This window comes from Mesorhizobium sp. WSM4844 (assembly GCF_055811775.1).
The window spans coordinates 1-17,774 of sequence record NZ_JBVVQB010000019.1 but is presented as its reverse complement, the minus strand read 5'-3'; the positions used below and the strand labels follow the sequence as shown (position 1 = coordinate 17,774).

The following is a 17,774-nucleotide window of genomic DNA, read 5'->3' as shown; positions in this document are numbered from 1 at the left end:
GGCGGACGTCGATCGCCAGCAGGCTTAGCCCAGGAACCTGGCGATGATCGCGTCGCCCATCTCAGCGGTGCCGACCTCGGTCATGCCAGGGGAAAGAATATCCCTGGTGCGCAAGCCCTGGTCGAGCACGGCGGCGATGGCGCTTTCCAGGCGGTCGGCCTCGGCCACCATGCCGAAGGAATAGCGCATGCACATGGCGAAGGAGGCGATCATGGCGATCGGGTTGGCGATGCCCTTGCCCGCAATGTCCGGCGCCGAACCGTGCACCGGCTCGTAGAGCGCCTTGCGCTTTTTCGTCTTGGCATCCGGCGCGCCGAGCGACGCCGAGGGCAGCATGCCGATCGAGCCGGTCAGCATGGCGGCGATGTCGGACAGCATGTCGCCGAACAGGTTGTCGGTGACGATGACGTCGAATTGTTTCGGCCAGCGCACCAGCTGCATGCCGCCGGCATCGGCCAGCATGTGGTCGAGCTTGACGTCGGCGTATCTGGCCTTGTGGGTCTGGCTGACGACCTCGTTCCACAAAACGCCGGATTTCATCACATTGCGCTTTTCCATCGAGGTCACATGGTTCTTGCGAGTCCGCGCCAATTCGAAGGCGACGCCCGAGATGCGCTCGATCTCGAACGTGTCGTAGACCTGGGTGTCGATGCCGCGCTTCTGGCCGTTGCCGAGATCGATGATCTGCTTCGGCTCGCCGAAATAGACGCCGCCGGTGAGCTCGCGAACGATCAGAATGTCGAGCCCTTCGACCACCTCCTGCTTGAGCGAGGAGGATGCCGCCAGCGCCGGATAGCAGATGGCCGGCCTGAGATTGGCGAACAGCTCCATGTCCTTGCGCAGCCGCAGCAGTCCGGCTTCCGGGCGCACCTCATAAGGCACCGCATCCCATTTCGGCCCGCCGACGGCGCCGAACAGCACCGCGTCGGCGGCCATCGCCTTGGCCATGTCGGCATCGGAAATCGCCGCGCCATGCGCGTCATAGGCGCAGCCGCCGACCAGCCCCTCATCGGTGACAAAACCGCTGTCGAGCTTGTCGTTCATGGCGGCGATCAGCTTCTTCACTTCGGCCATCGCCTCGGGGCCGATGCCGTCGCCGGCGAGCAGGAGAAGATTTTTCGAAGCCATCCGGAACCGTCCTAATTGTGGCGCATGAAATCGGAATCGATTTCGCAAAGCATCATGCGCAGAAACAAAATTCTACAGCGTCCTTTGCGCGTCTAAAGGATGCGCGGCGCTGTCGTGAGCCGCGGCCTTGCTAAACGCCAAGAGGCTCACGCGCAAGCGTTTGGTTCAGAGCATCCTTGTCGATGAACGTGCCTCGACAAGGTCGCGCAAGCTCCTGCGCCGCCATCGAACTCAGCGCTTCAGTGCCGTCACTTCGATCTCGATCTTCATTTCCGGCTTGTTGAGCTGACAGACGATCATCGTTGCCGCCGGCCTGATGTCGCCAAACACCTCGCCCAGGAGCGGAAAGACGATGTCGACGAAAGCCGCGTCGGTGATGTAGTAATGCGCCCGCACCACATCGGCCATCTCAAAACCGCCGTCCTGCAACGCCTTGGCAATCGTCGCCAGGCAATTGCGCGTCTGCGCCTCGACCGTCTCCGGCATTGTCATGGTCGCATAGTCGTAGCCGGTCGTTCCGGAGACGAAACACCAGTCGCCCTGTACCACGGCGCGTGAATAACCGGCGGCCTTCTCGAAGGGCGAGCCGGTGGAGATCAGTTTTCGCATGGTTCCCTCGCATTTTCCTTAGGAAGGTTGAGCCGAAGAAGTGCCTTCCCGCCATAGGCCAGGCAGGGCGGATCGACGGGGCAAAAAACCTTTGATGTGAAACGACGGTAGAGACATCGAGCGCAATGCGCGTAGCCAGCGCCTGACCCGTCACTTCCCCTTAATGACCTTCCAAATCTCGGTCGGTTGATTAAGCTGGAGGCTGTTGATGTCGGACGCGGTAATTCGGCCACTGAGCACCGCATCGCGCAGGCGCTGACAGAAGAGGCTTGGCATGCGTTCCTGGGACACACCCATGAAGGCGGAGGTCTCATGTTTGAGCGTAATGCTCCATACAGCGACAGCGGCGATGCAGCGGTTGTACCCAGCCTCGGGATTCTTCTTCGCGGTGTCCTGCCCAGTCTGGCAACCTGCCAGCGCGCCGACCATCGCCGGCAAAATCAAAAACCCCAATCTCATAGCAAATTCCCCTGCCCATTGCGAAAGCAGTTGGACAAGATCGCCGAGAGGTCAAGCGAGAAAGCGTCTGGTCTAGTCTTTTGATGTCGGTATATTAGGGGATACAAATAAGGAACCCGGCTTTCACCGGGTTCTACATGTCCTATTCTGGTTAGCTCTTTCGACTGCGCGCCGCCAGCGTCCTCAGCCTCAGCGCGTTGAGGCGGATAAAACCTTCGGCGTCCTTCTGGTCGTAGGCGCCGCGATCGTCCTCGAAGGTGACCAGCGCGTCGGAATAGAGCGTCTTCTTCGACTTGCGGCCGGTGACGATGACGTTGCCCTTGTAGAGTTTCAGCCGCACCGTGCCTTCGACATCTTCCTGGCTCTTGTCGATCATCGCCTGCAGCATCAGGCGTTCGGGCGCGAACCAGAAGCCGTTGTAGATCAGCTCGGCGTAGCGCGGCATGAACTCGTCCTTGAGGTGGGCGGCGCCACGGTCGAGCGTGATCGATTCGATCGCCCGGTGGGCTGATATCAGGATGGTGCCGCCGGGGGTCTCGTAGACGCCGCGCGATTTCATGCCAACGAAACGGTTCTCGACAAGGTCGAGCCGGCCGATGCCGTTGTCGCGGCCGAGATCGTTGAGCGCCGCCAGCATCGTCGCCGGCGATAGTTTCTTGCCGTCGAGCGCGATCGGATCGCCCTTCAGGAATTCGATTTCGATCTCGGTGACCTTGTCCGGCGCGTCCATCGGCGAGATGGTGCGCTGGTGGACGAATTCCGGCGGCTCGCTCCACGGGTCCTCCAGCACCTTGCCTTCGGAGGACGAATGCAGAAGGTTGGCGTCGACCGAAAACGGCGCATCGCCCTTCTTGTCTTTCGGCACCGGGATCTGGTGCTGCTCGGCGAAGTTGATCAGGTCGGTGCGCGACTTGAACGACCAGTCGCGCCATGGCGCGATGACCTTGATGTCGGGATTGAGCGCATAGGCCGAAAGCTCGTAGCGGACCTGGTCGTTGCCCTTGCCGGTAGAACCATGAGCAACGGCATCGGCGCCGGTCTCCCTTGCGATCTCGACCAGGTGTTTCGCAATCAGCGGGCGGGCGATCGAGGTGCCGAGCAAATAGGTGCCTTCATAGACGGCATTGGCGCGGAACATCGGGAAGACGAAGTCGGAGACGAACTCCTCGCGCACGTCGACGATGCGGATATCCTTGATGCCCATCATCTCGGCCTTGCGCCGCGCCGGTTCCAACTCGTCGCCCTGGCCGAGATCGGCGGTGAAGGTGACCACCTCGGCGCCAAGCTCTGTCTGCAGCCATTTCAGGATGATGGAGGTGTCAAGGCCGCCGGAATAGGCGAGCACGACCTTGTTGACGGCTTTTGCTTTTGACATTTGGCTATTCCACGACAGGGTTCTTTGCGGGCGAGGTATCACGGCGTTTCCGCCTTGCGCAAGGGACGAACAGTGTTCCGGAGGGCAATCGTTCCTTCCTGGCGTTTGCACCGCCCCTCACCTGCCTGCCGGCATGCTCTCCCCGTATAGTGACCGGGAGAGGAGGCGGCTTCATCGGTTTCGCCAAACTCTAACGCTGCAAGAACGGCGCTGAGGCTGCGGCCAGCCCCTTTCTCCCCGTCACTATACGGGGAGAAATGCCCGGCAGGGCAATGAGGGGCGGCGCCGACATTTGACGATTGGCTTCCCGAGTTGGGCGCGATTGTTTGTCGGAGTCTCGCTATACCAGACGCCGTGCTTGCGAGAAGCTGGCGCGGGCTTGGCACCTGCGCTATAGGCTTCGCTTTCTTTATCCAGGGGCCCGCAGATGTCCTTCATTCCCGACACCACCACGCTGATCCAGTTCGCCATCGCCACCGTGATCCTGGCGATCACGCCAGGCCCCGACATGACGCTGTTCGTGTCGCGCACGCTGAGCCATGGCCGCGCCATCGGCTTTGCCTCGATGGCCGGCGCGCTGTTCGGCACGCTGATCCACACCACGCTTGTGGTGGTCGGCATCTCGGCGTTGATCGTCGCCTCGCCAGCGGCCTTTTTTGTCCTGAAGATCTTCGGCGCTGCCTATCTCGTCTTCCTGGCGTGGCAAGCGATCACCAAGGGATCGGCGTTTTCGCCCGAGAAGAAGAGCGGGCCGGAGATTTCACTGTTCCGTGCGTGGGCGGCAGGGCTCGGCGTCAATCTGCTCAACCCGAAGATCATCCTGTTCTTCATGACCTTCCTGCCGCAGTTCGTCTCGGCCCATGATCCGAACGCGCCCGGAAAACTGTTCTTCCTCGGCGCGATGTTCGTCGTTTTGTCGATCCCGGTAACAGCGCCGATGGTCTTTGCGGCAGAAAAGTTCTCGAGCGCGATGAAAGCAAGCCCGCGGGTAACGCGCGTCGTCGACTATCTGTTCGCCGGGGTGTTTTCGGCCTTCGCGCTCAAGATCCTGACCGCCCAGGCGAAGTAGACCTATTCTTGCTTGACCATGATCGTTTCCGAAAACCGGCCTCCACTTTTCGGGATCATGGTCCGATCTGCCGCCAGCTTCCGGCCGAACGCCCGGCGCTCAGCCAGTAGAAAATGCCGCCGATCATGCCGCTGCCGATCACGGCAGCGACGACGCGCGGGTCGGTGATCTCGAAATTGGCGTCGGCGTTCTGGTGAGCGAAGCCGAGGAAGACCGCCGCGACCACTGCGCCCGCCAGCGCATAAAACAGCCAGTCGCGCCGTCCCAGGATTTCCGAGACGAGAATCGCCACCGCTGCCGGCATAAAGGCGAAATAGGCGACGAACAGCGCAACGAACGGAACGGAAAACCACAGCGAGGCCTGCGCTGCCGGCTCCGTCTCGTCCGTCATCAGCCCAAGAGAGGCCAGGAACGTGATGTTGAGGAAGGCACTGGCCGCCAGTGCGGCGACGGCATAGCCAATCAGGATGACGGCGAAGCGAATGAGGTAGAGGACAAGGCGGTTCATGACCAAAAGAACTCTTCATTGCTGGGAAGAGACCGTCTGACCACCGCCCAATAGGCGATGCCGCCAGCGAACCCGCCCGGCAGGCAGGGCAGCAATATCATAAGAGGCGTTCCCAACAGTGGCATATGCAGCGGAACCCTGAAGATCGCCAATGCAAGAACGGCATTAAGCGTGCCAGCGCAAGCGAATGGCAACCATCCGACCCAGCGTCCCAGACGCGCAACAAACAGCGTCATCAGAAAACCGGGCAACGCTGTCGGAAAAGTGACGTAAAGGCCCAAGATGTAGAGAACTTCAATATTGCTTTTGTTAGCGTAGAAGGACCCCCAGGCGCCGTTATCCGGCAGGGCAGTCGGGGCCAGAATTGCAAAGACGGCAACGGTGACTGCGATCAGAACGGCGGCAAGATAGCCAAAAAATGCAAAAGCGATGCGGCCCCAAGGCAGATCGCGATTCACGCCTCGCCGTGCCCCGCGATCATCATTGCTTCCAGCGCGAGCCGATCGACCTTGCGCATGCGCTCGGATTCCGACTTGAGCTGGCCGCAGGCGGCGAGGATATCGCGGCCGCGCGGCGTGCGGATCGGCGAGGCATAGCCGGCATTGTTGATGTAGTCGGCGAATTTCTCGATCGTCTCCCAGTCCGAGCACTGGTAGTTGGTGCCCGGCCACGGATTGAACGGGATCAGATTGATCTTGGCCGGAATGCCTTTGAGCAGCTTGATCAGTCCCTTGGCGTCCTCGATCGAATCGTTGACGTCCTTCAGCATCACATATTCGAAGGTGATGCGGCGGGCGTTCGACAGGCCGGGATAGGCGCGGCAGGCGGCGATCAGCTCTTTCAAGGGATATTTTTTGTTGATCGGCACCAAAAGGTCGCGCAGATCGTCATTGGTGGCGTGCAGCGAGATCGCCAGCATGACACCGATCTCGTCGCCGGTGCGGAAGATCTCCGGCACGACGCCGGAGGTCGACAGCGTGATGCGTCTCTTCGACAGGGAAAGCCCGTCGCCGTCAGACGCGATCAGCAGCGCCTTCTTCACCGCCTCGAAATTGTAGAGCGGCTCGCCCATGCCCATCATGACGATGTTGGACACTTTCCGGCCCTCGGCCGGAACGACGGCGCCATCGGGCGTGTCGCGGTCGGGGAAATCGCCGAGCCGGTCGCGGGCGGTCAGAAGCTGGGCGAGGATTTCCTCCGCGGTCAGGTTGCGCACCAGCTTCTGCGTGCCGGTGTGGCAAAAGGAGCAGGTCAGCGTGCAACCGACCTGTGAGGAGATGCAGAGCGTGCCGCGGCCTTCTTCGGGAATGTAGACGGTCTCGATCTCGACCGGCCGGCCGGCGCCGCGCGGCGGAAAGCGAAACAGCCATTTGCGCGTGCCGTCGGAGGAAATCTGCTCCTCGACGATCTCGGGCCTGGCGACGGTAAAATGCTTGTCGAGCTCGGCGCGCAGATCCTTGGAGATGTTGAACATACCGGCAAAGTCGGAGACGCCGCGCACATACATCCAGTGCCAGAGCTGCTGGGCGCGCATCCTGGCCTGGCGCTCCGGCACGATGCCTGATGCAACGAGCGCAGCGCCAAGCTCGGCGCGGGTCAGGCCGATCAGCGACGGTTTTTCCGTCGGCGCGGCGCGGGCGCGCAACGCGTCACGGGCGCCTTCAGTGGTAAGGTCGAATGAGAGGGTCATTGTTGCGCCAATATAAGCGATTTACGGCCGATTACAGCATCGTGCCCGAAATGAAGCGCGGCGCATAGCACAGCTTGACGGCGGAGTCATGGGTGGCGGTGGTTTCCTTCTCCCCTTGTTGTGGGAGAAGGTGGATCGGCGCGCAGCGCCGAGACGGATGAGGGGTGCTGGAAGGAATGAGGCGTTGTCGCTCCCTGGAACACCCCTCATCCGTCGCCTTCGGCGACACCTTCTCCCACAAGGGGAGAAGGGACCGCACCTAATTATTGGCTATTTGCACCTGGCGATGGACGACAGCGCCGCCGAAATGCCTTTCAGCGAAAAGACATAGGTGGTGGTGTTGCCGCGGCCGGACTTCGCCTGCACCTTCATGTCGCTGCCGGTTTTCATCGCGGCGATCAGCACCGGCTCCTCGGCGGCGTTTTCGACCCAGGCCGACTTGCCGCGGGTGAACATCGAAAAGCTCTTGCCGTCGATGGTGACGGTGGCCTTGGAGTTTTCCTGGAAATTGTAGCCGGCGATGAATTGCGGCTCGTAAGACACTTGCTGTCCCGGCCGCTGGCTGACGAAGAAGAACATGTCGCCATGGTCAAGCGTCGGCGGCTGCTTGTCGGTCGGCACGGTCAACACATAGCAAACCTTGCCGCCCGACGCCTGGTAGCTGTAGGTGCCCCAGGCATTGTGCTGGCCGATCTTGGTTGCCGACTGCGCCAGAGCCGGCGCTGTCATGGCCACCAGTGCCAGGCTCAAAATTGTAGCAATCAATCCGCGCATCGCTTTTCCCATATATGGTGCGGAGGCAGGCCGGCTCGGCGTCCTGCCCGTCGCTTCATTTTGATTTAATCTGGGTTACCAAACGGTGAAGTTCCCTCAGGAAAAGGACATCCACCCCAGGAAACCGCCGCCATCCTTGCGCCCGTCGCTCGAAAGCGGCAGTTGCAACGTCCCTTTCGCGACTTGGATGCCACGAAAGCGGCAAGAGTTTGACTTTTCTGCCTTATCGCCGGCTCAGCCGTTGTCGGCAATCGCCTGTTTGGCGGCGAGCCGATGCGCTGATGTGATGTGGGCTTTGACGGTGGTGATCGCGGCGGTCAGCACGGCGATGTCGTCGGTAAAGCCCAGTCCGAGGACGAAGTCGGGGATGACGTCAGCCGGCAGCACGAAATAGCCGAGCGCCGCCACCAGGATGCCCTTGGCGCGCAGCGGCGTGTTCTTGTCCATGGCGCAGTAGTAGGCGGCGACCAGTTCCTCCATGAACGGGATCTGCCGGGCAGCCCGCTTGGCCGTGCGCCAGAATTTCTCGCGCACTTCGCTCTCGTCGCCCGGCTTGCCGCCAAAGCCGAAGAAATCAAAACCTGATTTTTGCGCCATCAGTCTCTCCTAACGAGGCTGCGCATGGCGTTCCACGCGTGCCTGCCAGCGGAAAATGTGGTGAAAGCGCCAGCCCACTACAAGAGTTCGGCCGCTCCCAGGCCTGAAAATCGGGACTAAGGCGTCGACAGATCTCCAACGACCTGACCGAAATAGCGGTCCATCGTCCTGGCCAGTTCGAAGTCGAGCGCGGTCAGGCCGCCGGCATCATGGGTGTTCAGCGTCACGTTCACCGTGTTGTAGACGTTCGACCAGTCGGGGTGATGGTCGATCTTCTCCGCCGCCAGGGCGACGCGGGTCATGAAGGCGAAGGCTTCGGAAAAATCGCTGAAGGTGAAGCTGCGCGCGATCGAGCCGCCATCCTCGTCCAGCAACCAGCCGTCGAGCCCGGCCAGCGCCTCGGCGACCGCCTCACTGCTCAGTTTCTCTCTCGCCATGGTCGCTTCCCGTGCTATCTGGATTTGCAGTCTTCAGCATAGTGCCGGATCGATGAGCGCCAAGCCGATAAAATCCATTCTCTTTGTCTGTCTCGGCAATATCTGCCGCTCGCCACTGGCGGAGGGCGTGTTGCGCGCCGTCCTGGCGGAGCGCGGCCTCGATCGGGATATCCTGCTCGATTCGGCCGGGACCAGCGACTGGGAAGCCGGTTCGGCACCCGACCCGCGCTCGATCTCGATCGCCAAGCGGCACGGCGTCGATATTTCCGGACAGACGGCGCGCAAGCTGGCGCCGGACGATTTTTCGCGTTTCGACCTCATTCTCGCCATGGACCGATCGAATCTCCGGGATCTTAAAGCGCTGGTGCCTGCCGCCATGCGCGACCGTGTCCATCTGTTCCTTCAGTTCGCCGAGGGAAAGGTGGGCGACGTGCCGGACCCCTATCATCAGGGGCCGGAGGCGTTTGCCTCGGTCTACCGCATGATCCGCGAAGCGTCGGAGGCGCTGGCGACGCGGCTCGAGGCACGGCTGTCGGCGCCCGACAGCGGCCAGGCCTCCTCGACGATGTAGGGTCCGCCGCCGACCGAATCGCGCGACGACATCAGGACGAAGCGGCCGACACGGAAGGGCAGCGTCGAAAAATTGCCGCGCGCCGAAAGATACTGGGCGACGTCGAGCGGGCTCGAATTGCGCAACCTGGCCAGCGTCACATGCGGCATGAATTTGCGCGGGTCGGCGGGGATGCCGAGGCGCTGGCAGATGCGCTCGATCTCGGCTTGCAGCGCCGCAAGATCGGGCGAGAAGGAGACGCCGGCCCACACCGCGTGCGGTTTTTTCTGGCCGAAGGCGCCGACGCCGGACAGTGTCAGCGCGAAGGATGGGCGGTGGACACGGTCGAGCGCGTTGGCGATCTCGTCGGCGACATGGCCCTCGACATCGCCAATGAAGCGCAGCGTCATATGGTAGTTCTCGACGTCGATCCAACGGGCTCCGGGCAGGCCGCCCCGGAGCAGGGACAGCGAAAGGGCGGCATCACGCGGTATTTCGAGGGCGGTGAAAAGACGCGGCATGGCAAGCCTCCTGTCCTCGAATCGAACTCTGCCCCTAGCGAATCATCGAAAATCGAGCGGGGCAAGCGGTTTGTTGGTTGCACCTGGCCTAAAATCAAATCGTGCGGGGAATGCGTGGCATCATCGAAATCCGGTCCCTTCAAGAGTTGCCCTTAACCACGGCAATGGCTTTCTCGACATCCGGCAGTATGCGCTCGACCATGCGGTCGACGCCCTTGGCATTCGGGTGCAGGCCGTCCTCAAGCTGCATAGCTGGTTCGCCGGCGACGCCGTCGAGAAAGAATGGATAAAGCGTGACGCCGTGTTTTTCCGCCAGTTTCGGGAAGATCGCCTCAAAGCCGTTCTGGTAGTCGGCGCCGAGATTGGGGGCGGCGCGCATGCCGGCCAGCAGCACGGCGATGTTGCGCTGCTTCAGCTTCGCCAGCATGGCGTCGAGATTTTTTTGGGTGATATCGGGAGAAACGCCGCGCAGCATGTCGTTGGCACCGAGTTCGAGAATGACAAGCTGCGTGCCGTCCGGCACCGACCAGTCGAGCCGCGACAGGCCGCCACTCGACGTATCGCCGGAGACGCCGGCATTGGCGACGGTCACATCGTGGCCCTTGGCGCGGAGTGCTGCCTCAAGTTTTCGGGTGAAGCCTTCGTCCGGTCCGAGGCCAAAGCCTGCCATCAGGCTGTCGCCGAAACCGACGATCGTGAACGGCTCGGCGCGCGCCGAAGAAATGGCGCCGCAAATTCCGAGGAAAAGGACGAAGGCTGCGGCAAGTCGGTGTTTGAAAGCCATGCGGCAGGGCCCCATATGACCGAGAACATTATACTGGCGGTAGGCGGAATTCTGCCCTCCCTTTCCCATATAGGACGATTTTATTTTGACAGAAGCCGTCATCGCGCTGAAAAACGTATCGCTGACGCTCGGCGAAGGAGCGTCTTCCGTCCATGTCCTGAAAGGCGTCAGCCTCGACGTAGCAAGTGGCGAGGCGACCGGCATTGTCGGTCCGTCGGGCTCGGGAAAGTCGACGCTGCTGATGGTTTTGGCCGGTTTGGAAAGGGTCGATTCGGGTACGGTACGGATTGCCGGCGAATTGCTGAACGGCAAGAGCGAAGATCAGATCGCATCGTTTCGCGGGCGAAACATTGGCATCGTCTTCCAGTCCTTCCACCTCATCCCCAACATGACAGCGCTCGAAAATGTCGCAGTGCCGCTGGAACTAGCAGGGCATGCCAATCCGTTCGGGGTGGCGGCGCGGGAGCTCGAGGCGGTGGGCTTGAGCGACCGCGTCACTCACTATCCCGGCGAATTGTCCGGCGGCGAACAGCAGCGTGTGGCGATCGCCCGGGCGCTGGCGCCTTCGCCGCGCATCCTGATCGCCGACGAGCCAACCGGCAACCTGGACCAGGCAACGGGACGGCAGGTCGCTGATCTCCTGTTCGCCAAAGCGGCCGAGCGCGGCATGACGCTGGTGCTGGTCACCCATGATCCGGCGCTCGCCGCACGCTGCTCCCGGCAGGTGTCGATGCGGTCGGGCCGGATCGAGGATGCGCCAGAATCAGTTCCAAAGCCTGGCAAGGTGCCGGCCTGATGCCGCTGTCGCGCACGCTGAAGCTCGCCTTCCGCTTCTCGCTGCGCGAGATGCGCGGCGGGCTGTCCGGCTTCCTGATCTTCCTTGCCTGCATCGCGCTTGGCGTCGCGGCGATCGGCGGTGTCAATTCGGTGGCCCGGGCGATTACCGCCGGTGTCGCCAACGAAGGCCAGTCGCTGCTCGGCGGCGATCTTCGTTTTCAGCTCAATCAGCGCGCCGCGACGCAGGCCGAGCACATCTTTCTTGACGGGCTGGGCACGGTCTCGCACAGCGCCAACATGCGCTCGATGGCGCGGCTCGAGGACGGCTCCGACCAGGCGCTGGTCGAGGCCAAGGCGGTCGACGGCGCCTATCCGCTCTATGGTGCGCTGCAGATCGAGCCGGTGCTGTCGAAGCAGGAATTGTTCGGCGAGAAATCCGGTGTTTTCGGCGCCGCCGCACCCGACCTTTTGTTCGAGCGGCTGAACCTTCGGATCGGCGACCGGCTGAAGCTGGGCAGCGCCACCTTCGAACTGCGCGCCCGGCTCGTCAACGAGCCGGACGCGGTATCCGACGGCTTCGGCTTTGCGCCGCGGCTGATGATCTCGACCGACGGGCTTGCCGCTTCCGGTTTGATCCAGCCCGGCAGCCTGGTCGAGAACGCCTACAAGGTCCGCCTGCCCGGCGGCACCGGCGAGGCGCGGATAAAAGCTATTCAGGATCAGGCGGCGGAGGAGTTTCCCGAGTCCGGCTGGTCGATCCGCACGCGCAGCAATGCAGCACCGGCGTTGTCCGCCAATATCGAACGGTTTTCGCAGTTCCTGACGCTGGTCGGGCTGACGGCGCTGGTGGTCGGCGGCGTCGGCGTGGCCAATGCGGTGCGCGCCTATCTCGACGGCAAGCGCGGCGTCATTGCCACCTTCAAGAGCCTGGGAGCTTCGGGCGGTTTCGTCTTTGCCGTCTACCTGGTGCAGATCCTGATGATCGCCGTGCTTGGCATCATGCTCGGCGTCGTGCTTGGCGCGCTGATGCCGTTCGCGGCGAGCGCGGCGCTCCAGTCGATCATTCCGGTGCCGGCGGAAGGCGGATTCTATCCCGGCGCGCTCGGCATGGCGGCGCTGTTCGGGCTGCTGGTGACGCTGGCTTTCGCCTTGCTGCCGCTCGGCCGGGCGCGCGACGTGCCGGCGACGGCGCTGTTTCGTGAAATGGGTTTTGAGGGCCGCGGTTTTCCGCGCCCGCTCTACACGGCGGCGGCGCTCGGCATCGCGCTGCTGCTGGCGGCGCTGGCCATTCTGTTTTCCGGCGACCGCTACATCGCCTCGATCTTCGTCGGCGCCACCATTTTTGCTTTTTTGGTGCTGCGCCTTGTCGGCGCGCTGGTGCAGTGGGCCGCCAAAAGGAGCCCGCGCGTTGGCTCGACGGTGCTCAGGCTCGCCATCGGCAACATCCATCGGCCGGGCGCCTTGACGCCGTCGGTGGTGCTGTCGCTGGGACTGGGGCTGACGCTTTTGGTGACGCTGGCGCTGATCGACGGCAATCTCAGGCGGCAGATTTCCGGCAGCCTGCCGGAGCGGGCGCCGAACTTCTTCTTCGTCGACATCCAGAGCAGCGATGTCGATGCGTTCTCGGAGCTGGTCGGCAGGGAGGCGCCGCAAGGCACGCTGGTCAAGGTGCCGATGCTGCGCGGCCGGGTGATGGCGTTGAATGGCGTCGACGTCGACAAGGTCAAGGTCCCGGCGGAAGGGGCCTGGGTGCTGCGCGGCGATCGCGGGCTGACCTACGAGGCCAGAATTCCTGCGAATGCGACGCTGACCGAAGGCACATGGTGGCCGGACAACTATGCCGGCGAGCCGCTGGTGTCGTTCTCGGCCGAGGAAGGCAAAGAGATCGGGCTGAAACTCGGCGATACCGTCACCGTCAACGTGCTCGGCCGCAACGTGACGGCGAAGATCGCCAATTTCCGCCAGGTCGAGTGGGAGACGATGGGCATCAATTTCGTCATGGTGTTCTCGCCCAGCACATTTGCCGGCGCGCCGCACAGCTGGCTGGCGACGCTGACCGAAAAGGGCGCGTCGCCGGCCGACGATGCCCGTCTTCTCAACGCCGTCACCCGTGCCTTTCCCGCGGTGACGACAGTCAGGGTCAAGGACGCGCTCGACATCGTCAACCGGCTGGTGGCGCAACTCGGCACCGCGATCAGGGCCGCGGCCGGGGTGGCGCTGATCGCCTCGGTGCTGGTGCTGGCCGGCGCGTTGGCGGCCGGCAACCGCGCCCGCATCCACGATGCGGTGGTGCTGAAGACGCTGGGCGCCACCAGGAAGACGCTGATCGCGGCCTTTTCGCTGGAATACATGCTGATCGGCCTCGCCACCGCGATCTTCGCGCTGGCGGCAGGCGGCATTGCGGCGTGGTTCGTTGTCGCGCGCGTCATGACGCTGCCGTCGCATTTCATGCCCGATGTGGCGGTGGCCACAATAGTCTTTGCCTTGCTGGTCACGGTCGGCATCGGCCTCGCCGGCACCTGGCGGGTGCTGGGCCACAAGGCGGCGCCGGTGCTGCGCAATCTCTGATCTGCAAGGGTCGGCAAGCTCAACGCGACCGGGATTTGGTTAAATCTTGTTAATGTTGGGCTTCGGACGGCCGATAAATCCGGATTTTTGCTACTTCACGAAGCATTACGCCCGGTTACGGTCTTGTTCTTGACGCCAATAACCATCATATTTCGCGGCAGGCATGCTGGAGCCCCGCCAGCGGCGCCTCGGTCCAAATCGACCGGACACCGGACGGGGCAGAAGCAATATGAGGATTTCCATGGCTGAACCCGTTCGCAATTATCAGACGCGTGCCGTGCCCGGCGTCGGCGTCGATGCTGCTATCGACCAGGGCCTGCGCGCTTATATGATCAAGGTCTACAATCTGATGGGGCTTGGCCTCCTCATCACCGGCCTCGCCGCGGTCGGAACGATCATGCTGGCCACCACCACCGATCCGGCTTCGGCGGTCGCTACGCTGCCGAACGGCGATATGCTGACATCCTTTGGCTACGCGATCTTCGGCTCGCCGCTGAAATGGCTGGTGATCTTTGCCCCCCTGGCAGCGGTGCTGTTCCTGTCGTTTCGCGTCCAGTCGATGAGCGTTTCCGCCGCGCAGACGACGTTCTGGGTCTATGCCGGCCTCGTCGGCCTGTCACTGTCGTCGATCTTCCTGGTCTACACGACCGCCAGCATCTCGCAGACCTTCTTCGCCACCGCCGCCGCCTTTGGCGGACTGTCGCTCTACGGCTACACGACCAAGCGCGATCTTTCCGGGCTCGGTTCGTTCCTGATCATGGGCGTGGTCGGTCTGATCATCGCAAGTGTGATCAACATCTTCCTGCAGTCATCGGCGCTTTCCTTCGCCGTTTCGGCGATCGGCGTGCTGATCTTCGCAGGGCTGACCGCCTACGACACGCAGAACATCAAGGAGATGTATTTCGAGGGCGACGAGACTGATGTCGCCGGCCGCAAGGCTATCATGGGCGCTCTGAGGCTCTATCTCGACTTCATCAACCTGTTCATGTTCCTGCTGCAGTTCATGGGCGATCGCCGTTAACACCGGTCCCTTGAGTCTGTGGACCAGCGAATTTGGAAAGGGCGGCCCAACGGCCGCCCTTTCCTTCTGTGCCGGCCTTTGCTGTTATAGAAGGCAGATGAACGGCTTGCATAAATTATGAGCAGCATCACGATACGCGGCGCGACAGCGGCCGATCTCGACCGCATCACCGCCATCTATGCCGATGCGGTGATCCACGGCACGGCGAGCTACGAACTGGAGCCGCCTGGCCGTGCCGAGATGGGCGAGCGCTTCGACAGTTTGATAGCGGGCGGCTTTCCCTATCTGGTGGCGGAAAAAGCCGGCATCGTGCTCGGTTATGCCTATGCCGGCGCCTTCCGGGCACGGCCTGCGTACCGGTTCATCGTCGAAGATTCTGTCTATGTCGCGCCCGAGGCCAAGGGCCATGGCATCGGGCTGAAGCTGATGCAAGGGCTGATCGCGGCGGCCGAGGCGGCGGGCTTCCGCCAGATCATCGCGGTGATCGGCGACGGTCGGCCGGACAGTGCCTCGGTCCGGCTGCATGAAAAGCTCGGCTTTCGCCATTCGGGCCGTCTGGAAGCCTCCGGCTACAAGCTCGGACGCTGGCTCGACACGGTGTTCATGCAACTGCCGATCAATGGCGGGTCTCAGGTTCCGCCCGATCCCAACTCACTGCCGGAGCAGAGATTCCGGAAGCACAACAAGTAGTTAGGCCTCGACAAGTTTCAGCGTGCGGTCGAACACGCCAAGCACGCGGCCAAGCTCCTGGCCGCGCTTAAGGATGCGGCCGCCGGCGGCGATGACGGCGAAAGCCCCTTGCCGGCGCGCCAGCTTCGGATCCTTGACGATCTGGAACAGCGGCACCTCGCTGGTGCGACGGAAGACGGAAAAGACGGCGCGGTCGGCAAGATGGTCGATGGCGTAGTCGCGCCATTCATTGGCGGCGACCATGCGCCCGTAAAGCCTCAGGATCTGGTCCAATTCACGCCGGTCGAACCGCACCGGCTGGTCGAGGCGTTCACGTCTTGCCTCATGCAGCGGGATCAGTATTGCGGATGCGTCCCCATCCTCCGTCCCACTGCCGTGATCAGTCATGCCTCGATCCCTTCGAATGAATCTTACATTAATCAAAGTTGGCGCTTTCGCCATGGAATTGCAAGCCCGGCTGGGGAAAGGCTGGCGGCGCAACGTTTCCGCGGTGTCCAGTCACGTTTATAAAAACGCCCGTTGAAATTGGTGATGCTTTGCCACAATCCTGCCTTCTTTTAACCGCGCTAAAGCCCCAATCTCCGACGAATTTACGGGTGTTGCCTGAGACGGTTCGGTCCGGCACTGGCTCGTAAACCCCAAGCCCCCCGCCCACGGGTCTGCGTCGGATCGAACCAACCTCGGTTTCTCCCTTGGAGAAATCGAGCGCGACGATCCCAAAACCTAAATGACCGGCGTCAGAAGCAAGCTGACGTCGGTTTTTTATTTTATTGGCCGAGTGCGTCCTTCCCTTCTCCCCTTGTGGGAGAAGGTGGATCGGCCCGCAGCGCCGAGACGGACGAGGGGTGCTGAAGGAATGAGGCGGCGGCGATTTCAAGCAATTGCCAAGCTGGAACACCCCTCATCCGTCGCCTTCGGCGACACCTTCTCCCACAAGGGTGTTTGGACCGGAGACATCGCGAACAGGTGTGCGAGGACATCGCGAACAGTTTTGCGCATTGTGCGCGAGGGGGTTCGGGATGCCGTTCAAGGACACAAGCGCGATGAAGCAGAAGTTGGAATTCGTGAGGCTGGCCTCGGCGGAGGGGGCGAATGTGAGCGCGTTGTGTCGGCGCTTCGGCATCGGACGGACGTGCGGCCACAAGCTGCTTTTGCGCTACCGGAGCGAGGGCGAGGCAGGACTGGCCGAGCAGTCGCGGCGGCCGCGATCGAGCCCGGCGCAGTGCGCGCCGGAGGTGGAAGCGGCTGCGCTTTCGGTGCGTGCGGCGCATCCGGCTTGGGGTGGACGCAAGATCGCGCGCGTCATCGCCCGCGACGGCATCGGCACGCCCGCGGCCTCGACGGTGACCGGCATTCTGCGCCGCAACGGCATCGAGCTGGGCGTGCTGGGCGGCGGGGCTCAGCCCTTCATCCGCTTCGAGCACGAAGCTCCCAACGATCTGTGGCAGATGGACTTCAAGGGCCACGTCGCTTTGCGTGGCGGTCGGCTGCATCCGCTCACCGTGCTCGACGACAATTCGCGCTTCTCGATCGCGCTGTCGGCCTGCGCCGACCAGACCACAGCAACCGTGAAGACCCGGCTGATCGCCGCCTTCCGCCGCTACGGCCTGCCGTGGCGTATCGCTACCGACAACGGCCCGCCCTGGGGCGACGGCGGCCGCAACAATTTCACGCTGCTCACCGTCTGGCTGATCGAGGCCGGCGTCGCCGTCAGCCATTCCAGGCCTTGCCACCCGCAGACGCTCGGCAAGGACGAGCGCTTCCATCGCTCGCTCAAAGCCGAAGCGCTGCAGGGACCGCCCTTTGCCGATCTCCCCAAGGCCCAGGACGCCTTCGATCGCTGGCATCACATCTACAACACCGAGCGTCCGCACGACGCGCTTGGCGGCGCCGTGCCGCTCGACCGCTACCGCGTCTCGCAGCGCCAGTATCGCGAAACCGTCGTCGAGCCGTTCGACTATGCCAAGGACGATCTCATCCGCCGCGTTCAGCAGCATGGCTTCGTCTCCATTCTCGGCCACAGCGTGCGCCTGTGCAGGGCCTTCGCCGGAAAGTCCGTCGCCTTTCGTCCAACCGCTGCCGACGGCGTCTTCGACGCCTGGTTCAGACATCAGAAAATAGAAACCATCGACCTCAATGCCCTTGCTCGATAGGATGGCAAAACTGTTCGCGATGTCCTCGCACACCTGTTCGCGATGTCTCCGGTCCAAACACCCT

General features: G+C 62.6%; 20 protein-coding genes. 7 read left to right on the top strand and 13 right to left on the bottom strand.

What is annotated here, in order from left to right; genetic code table 11:
- Nucleotides 1-24 precede the first annotated feature (24 nt).
- The 4 genes from leuB to AC0L2A_RS16900 form a co-directional block, all read right to left on the bottom strand.
- On the bottom strand, nucleotides 25-1,128 hold the full coding sequence (leuB, locus tag AC0L2A_RS16915) for a 3-isopropylmalate dehydrogenase (protein ID WP_091592151.1): 1,104 nt from the start codon (nucleotides 1,126-1,128) through the stop codon (nucleotides 25-27).
- Between the two features lie 231 nt (nucleotides 1,129-1,359).
- Nucleotides 1,360-1,737, bottom strand: coding sequence for a RidA family protein (locus AC0L2A_RS16910; protein ID WP_473513217.1), 378 nt, complete (start codon nucleotides 1,735-1,737; stop codon nucleotides 1,360-1,362).
- A gap of 150 nt (nucleotides 1,738-1,887) precedes the next feature.
- The gene (locus AC0L2A_RS16905) at nucleotides 1,888-2,196 is read right to left on the bottom strand and encodes a hypothetical protein (RefSeq protein ID WP_473609742.1); all 309 of its coding nucleotides are present in this window, start codon (nucleotides 2,194-2,196) and stop codon (nucleotides 1,888-1,890) included.
- Nucleotides 2,197-2,347: 151 nt separating this feature from the next.
- Entirely contained in the window at nucleotides 2,348-3,571 is a 1,224-nt protein-coding gene (locus AC0L2A_RS16900) for an argininosuccinate synthase (protein ID WP_473609741.1), read from the bottom strand.
- A 427-nt stretch (nucleotides 3,572-3,998) separates the two neighbouring features.
- On the opposite strand from AC0L2A_RS16900, the gene AC0L2A_RS16895 reads away from it, so the two are divergent.
- Nucleotides 3,999-4,640 carry a LysE family translocator gene (locus tag AC0L2A_RS16895; protein WP_473609740.1) on the top strand — a complete coding sequence of 214 codons (642 nt, stop codon included), beginning with the start codon at nucleotides 3,999-4,001 and terminating at the stop codon, nucleotides 4,638-4,640.
- Nucleotides 4,641-4,695: 55 nt separating this feature from the next.
- On the opposite strand, the gene AC0L2A_RS16890 is transcribed toward AC0L2A_RS16895, so the two are convergent.
- The 6 genes from AC0L2A_RS16890 to AC0L2A_RS16865 form a co-directional block, all read right to left on the bottom strand.
- The gene (locus AC0L2A_RS16890; protein ID WP_473609739.1) at nucleotides 4,696-5,148 is read right to left on the bottom strand and encodes a hypothetical protein; all 453 of its coding nucleotides are present in this window, start codon (nucleotides 5,146-5,148) and stop codon (nucleotides 4,696-4,698) included.
- Nucleotides 5,145-5,606: a hypothetical protein gene (locus tag AC0L2A_RS16885; RefSeq protein WP_473609737.1), complete on the bottom strand. Its 462-nt coding sequence runs from the start codon at nucleotides 5,604-5,606 to the stop codon at nucleotides 5,145-5,147. The genes AC0L2A_RS16890 and AC0L2A_RS16885 overlap by 4 nt, the downstream gene beginning before the upstream one ends.
- A complete protein-coding gene (rlmN, locus tag AC0L2A_RS16880) occupies nucleotides 5,603-6,838 on the bottom strand; it encodes a dual-specificity RNA methyltransferase RlmN (protein ID WP_473609736.1) in 1,236 nt (411 codons plus the stop codon). The genes AC0L2A_RS16885 and rlmN overlap by 4 nt, the downstream gene beginning before the upstream one ends.
- 270 nt (nucleotides 6,839-7,108) lie before the next feature.
- Nucleotides 7,109-7,612 carry an invasion associated locus B family protein gene (locus AC0L2A_RS16875; RefSeq protein ID WP_473609734.1) on the bottom strand — a complete coding sequence of 168 codons (504 nt, stop codon included), beginning with the start codon at nucleotides 7,610-7,612 and terminating at the stop codon, nucleotides 7,109-7,111.
- Between the two features lie 234 nt (nucleotides 7,613-7,846).
- Nucleotides 7,847-8,209: a YkvA family protein gene (locus AC0L2A_RS16870; RefSeq protein WP_023803329.1), complete on the bottom strand. Its 363-nt coding sequence runs from the start codon at nucleotides 8,207-8,209 to the stop codon at nucleotides 7,847-7,849.
- Nucleotides 8,210-8,325: 116 nt separating this feature from the next.
- Complete coding sequence (locus AC0L2A_RS16865) at nucleotides 8,326-8,646, bottom strand: 4a-hydroxytetrahydrobiopterin dehydratase (RefSeq protein ID WP_473609733.1); 321 nt, start codon at nucleotides 8,644-8,646, stop codon at nucleotides 8,326-8,328.
- Nucleotides 8,647-8,698: 52 nt separating this feature from the next.
- On the opposite strand from AC0L2A_RS16865, the gene AC0L2A_RS16860 reads away from it, so the two are divergent.
- Complete coding sequence (locus AC0L2A_RS16860; protein ID WP_036262501.1) at nucleotides 8,699-9,217, top strand: low molecular weight protein-tyrosine-phosphatase; 519 nt, start codon at nucleotides 8,699-8,701, stop codon at nucleotides 9,215-9,217.
- Here the strand turns inward: AC0L2A_RS16860 and thpR are convergent.
- Both thpR and AC0L2A_RS16850 read right to left on the bottom strand, forming a co-directional pair.
- Entirely contained in the window at nucleotides 9,121-9,717 is a 597-nt protein-coding gene (gene thpR, locus AC0L2A_RS16855) for an RNA 2',3'-cyclic phosphodiesterase (protein ID WP_027153691.1), read from the bottom strand. The genes AC0L2A_RS16860 and thpR overlap by 97 nt on opposite strands.
- Before the next feature lie 139 nt (nucleotides 9,718-9,856).
- A complete protein-coding gene (locus AC0L2A_RS16850; protein WP_473609732.1) occupies nucleotides 9,857-10,501 on the bottom strand; it encodes an arylesterase in 645 nt (214 codons plus the stop codon).
- Nucleotides 10,502-10,586: 85 nt separating this feature from the next.
- Between AC0L2A_RS16850 and AC0L2A_RS16845 the strand changes: the two genes are divergently transcribed.
- The 4 genes from AC0L2A_RS16845 (at nucleotide 10,587) to AC0L2A_RS16830 (ending at nucleotide 15,557) form a co-directional block, all read left to right on the top strand.
- A complete protein-coding gene (locus AC0L2A_RS16845) occupies nucleotides 10,587-11,297 on the top strand; it encodes an ABC transporter ATP-binding protein (RefSeq protein ID WP_473609730.1) in 711 nt (236 codons plus the stop codon).
- Nucleotides 11,297-13,846 (top strand): ABC transporter permease, encoded by a 2,550-nt coding sequence (locus AC0L2A_RS16840; RefSeq protein WP_473609729.1) that lies wholly within the window; start codon nucleotides 11,297-11,299, stop codon nucleotides 13,844-13,846. Before AC0L2A_RS16845 ends, AC0L2A_RS16840 begins: the two co-directional genes overlap by 1 nt.
- A gap of 241 nt (nucleotides 13,847-14,087) precedes the next feature.
- Nucleotides 14,088-14,867, top strand: coding sequence for a Bax inhibitor-1/YccA family protein (locus tag AC0L2A_RS16835; RefSeq protein ID WP_287137798.1), 780 nt, complete (start codon nucleotides 14,088-14,090; stop codon nucleotides 14,865-14,867).
- A gap of 117 nt (nucleotides 14,868-14,984) precedes the next feature.
- On the top strand, nucleotides 14,985-15,557 hold the full coding sequence (locus AC0L2A_RS16830) for a GNAT family N-acetyltransferase (RefSeq protein ID WP_473609727.1): 573 nt from the start codon (nucleotides 14,985-14,987) through the stop codon (nucleotides 15,555-15,557).
- Here the strand turns inward: AC0L2A_RS16830 and AC0L2A_RS16825 are convergent, their stop codons facing one another.
- A complete protein-coding gene (locus AC0L2A_RS16825) occupies nucleotides 15,558-15,944 on the bottom strand; it encodes a DUF2794 domain-containing protein (RefSeq protein WP_023803338.1) in 387 nt (128 codons plus the stop codon).
- 632 nt (nucleotides 15,945-16,576) lie between these two features.
- Between AC0L2A_RS16825 and AC0L2A_RS16820 the strand changes: the two genes are divergently transcribed.
- Nucleotides 16,577-17,710: an IS481 family transposase gene (locus AC0L2A_RS16820; RefSeq protein ID WP_473609726.1), complete on the top strand. Its 1,134-nt coding sequence runs from the start codon at nucleotides 16,577-16,579 to the stop codon at nucleotides 17,708-17,710.
- The last annotated feature ends 64 nt before the right edge of the window (nucleotides 17,711-17,774 follow it).